We start from the raw sequence: 2,996 nt of genomic DNA, 5'->3' as shown, positions 1-2,996 counted from the left end.
GGCTTGAACGGCGCGATCTGCTCGAGCAATTTGTCGACCAGCCCCTGCGCCGAGATCGAAGGCCAGCCTGGAATGTCGTAGATCGGCTTTTCCGGATAAAGTTCCGCGCATTGGCCGCCCGGCCGATCGAGAATGTCGATCAGGTGGCACTTCATGTCGAACAGGCCGAGCTCGAACACGGCAAACAGGCCGACCGGCCCTGCCCCGACAATAAGCACGTCTGTCCTGGTGATGTCGGTCATGCCTGTGCCTCGCTGCGCATGACCCCGAAAATCGGAACGATTTTCGGAAAGGATCATGCGCAAATAAAAGTGCTACAGCGTCCGTTGCGCGTCCAAGAGGACGCGCGGCGCTGTGGTGAAACAGCAGGACACTGCATGACCATCGCCCCGCTGCCAAGCCACAGCGGGAAAAATCAGTTGGCAAAAAGGTTGCGCTTATCCCTGGCGGGCAGGCACCCGCACGACCAAGCCGTCAAGCGCATCGCGGACCTTGATCTGGCATGACAGGCGCGAATTGGGCTGGACGTCGTAGGCGAAGTCCAGCATGTCCTCTTCCATCGCTTCCGGCTCGCCGACTTCAGCCGTCCAGGCTTCGTCGACATAGACGTGACAGGTGGCACAGGCGCAGGCACCGCCGCATTCGGCTTCGATCCCGGGCACGGCGTTGCGGATCGCGTTCTCCATGACCGTAGAGCCGTTCTCGGCGTCCATGTCGAAATGCGTGCCGTCATGGGCAATGAAAGTCAGCTTGGTCATTTGTCACCTGAAGGGAGTTGCAGCCGAGATAATCACTCCGGCTGACAAGTCAACTGCCGCATGAAAGCGCCGCCCGATGACGTTTTTCCGCAAATCGGATTCGGCGCGGATTCAGCGGTTGATGGCGGCGATGAAATCGCGCACTTCGTCGATCAGCGTACCAAGCCGCTTGAGCGTCTGGCCGTCTTCCGGCCGGTGCTCGATCTCGGTGGCGCAATCGGCGATGGCAAAGGCGCCCACGCCCCGTGCCGAACCCTTTAATCCATGGGCGAGCAGAAGCCGGTCCTTGATATCGGCGTCGACTATTCTGTCGCGCACGGACAGCGCCTGCTGTACAAATAGCGCCAGAACCTCTTGCTCTAGGCTGCGGTCACCCATCGTCTGGCGGGCAAGGTGTGCCAAATCGACCGGCCGTGACCGTCTTGGTCCGGATACATCTCCCCCGGGCATTGAGAAGGCGATGCCGCTTTCGCCACGCATGAACTCGAACTCCGTTTCTTCGACTCGCCCAAAAACCTAGGCGAATCCAATGGACAACGGGTTAATGAATGGCCCGGAAAAATGTTGCCAAAGCGGCGTCCAAATCACAGTTCCGTTAACCTTATATTTAAAGTTTTACGTATCCCGCGGAATGCATGTTTTCTTTACCCCCCTGTGTCATTACGATACGAGGGGTCCATTTTCAGCCTCCTGCGCGGGGCAAGACAAACAAAATTATAAGCCCGCGGCAGCTAGTACAGGGTAGCGAAGGCATGGCAAAGAAACCGACGACGAGAACTCTCGACAGCGAAGTGGCCAGGGAACTGGAAAAGGCGCTCGATCTCGACCTCAGCAATGAGATCGGCAGCGGCGACCTCGATATCGCGGCTTCGATGGAGGATCTTGAAGCGCAGATATCCCAGGCGGCCGACGAGCTGGCGCGCGAGGGACGCAATCATAAGCCGGAACAGAACCCGGAGCCGGTGGTCAACCAAAACCAGGCCGCGAAACCCGCGCCCAAGGCCAAACCTGCCGAATTGCGCCCCGTGGAACCGCGCAATGGCGCCCAGCCCGCAGGTTTCGCGCCGGCCAATGACGATCGCCAGAAGGATTACAAGACGCTCCTGCACAGCCTCAACAGGCGTGCCTCGAACACCATTTACTGGGTCGTCGCCTTCGTTTCGCTCGCCTGGTTCGCCGGTGCCGGTGGTTTGGCCAATCTGCTTTTCGGACCGAGCATTTGGAGAATCCGCACGCTCGACCAGTTCCTCGCCCGTCCGGAACTGATCGGCCTCGCCGTCGCGGCCATCGTGCCTGTCATCCTGTTCTGGGCCTTCGCCGCCATGATTCGCCGCGCCCAGGAAATGCGCATCGCCGCACAGTCGATGACCGAAGTGGCCTTCCGCCTGACCGAGCCGGAAAACCTTGCCCAGGATCGCGTCATGATGATCGGCCAGGCCGTTCGTCGCGAGGTCGCGGCGATGGGCGAAGGCATCGAACGCACGCTTGCCCGCGCCGTCGAACTGGAAACGCTTGTCCACAGCGAAGTCAACCAGATCGAACGCTCCTATTCCGAGAATGAATCCCGCATCCGTTCGCTGGTCGACGGCCTCGGCAGCGAGCGCGAAGCCGTCGTCACCCATGCCGAGCGCGTCCGCGCCTCGATTACCGGCGCGCATGAGACGCTGAAGGACGAGATCGGCGCGGCTTCCGACATCATTCGCGACTCGATCCTCAATGCATCGACCAAATTGTCGATGACGATCACCAATTCCGGCGACACGCTGATCGACCGCATCAACGAAAGCTCGATGTCGATCTTCGATTCCGTCGAAGGCCGGCTCGATTCGATCACCGACCGTCTGTCGACCTCGGGCGAGGCCTTCGCCAGCCTTCTCGACACCCGCATTGCCAAGCTGACGGACACCACGGACGGACTGACGCGGTCGTTGACCGATCTACTCGACGATCGCACCACCGGCATGGTGTCGCTGCTTGGCGGCGCCGCGCGCACCCTCAATTCCGAATTCGAGGCCAGCCTCAACGGCATCGAGCGCACGCTCGCCGAACGCGGCCAGGCGCTGATCAGCGAGTTCCAGACCCGCGCCGAGGCGCTCGACACCGGAACGCAGAAGCTCAATGCGGCACTCGAGGCCCGCGCCCGCCAGATCAATGAAACGCTGGTCGAGCGCGCCCGCGAAATCGCGCACACCTTCGCCGAGAGCAAGGACACGCTGTCGGCGATGATCGATCAGGGCA

Annotated in this window: 3 protein-coding genes and 1 pseudogene; 1 reads left to right on the top strand and 3 read right to left on the bottom strand. The window is 60.9% G+C overall.

Translation table 11 applies throughout. The features are described from left to right. The 3 genes from EN990_RS34990 to EN990_RS34980 all read right to left on the bottom strand — a co-directional run. Nucleotides 1–242: NAD(P)-binding protein (locus tag EN990_RS34990; RefSeq protein WP_164766231.1), on the bottom strand; the 242-nt coding region annotated here is incomplete at its 3' end. A 195-nt stretch (nucleotides 243–437) separates the two neighbouring features. After that, on the bottom strand, nucleotides 438–758 hold the full coding sequence (locus EN990_RS34985; protein ID WP_013531878.1) for a 2Fe-2S iron-sulfur cluster-binding protein: 321 nt from the start codon (nucleotides 756–758) through the stop codon (nucleotides 438–440). A 111-nt stretch (nucleotides 759–869) separates the two neighbouring features. Further along, complete coding sequence (locus tag EN990_RS34980) at nucleotides 870–1,238, bottom strand: Hpt domain-containing protein (protein WP_023813039.1); 369 nt, start codon at nucleotides 1,236–1,238, stop codon at nucleotides 870–872. Nucleotides 1,239–1,510: 272 nt separating this feature from the next. Between EN990_RS34980 and EN990_RS34975 the strand changes: the two are divergent. Next, nucleotides 1,511–2,996: pseudogene (locus EN990_RS34975) on the top strand (kinesin); the annotation flags it as partial.

It is taken from the genome of Mesorhizobium sp. M7A.F.Ca.US.005.03.1.1, assembly GCF_003997975.1.
Lineage (GTDB): Bacteria > Pseudomonadota > Alphaproteobacteria > Rhizobiales > Rhizobiaceae > Mesorhizobium > Mesorhizobium ciceri.
Note: the sequence above shows the minus strand (reverse complement) of the source record. Positions and strands in the feature narration are given on the sequence as shown.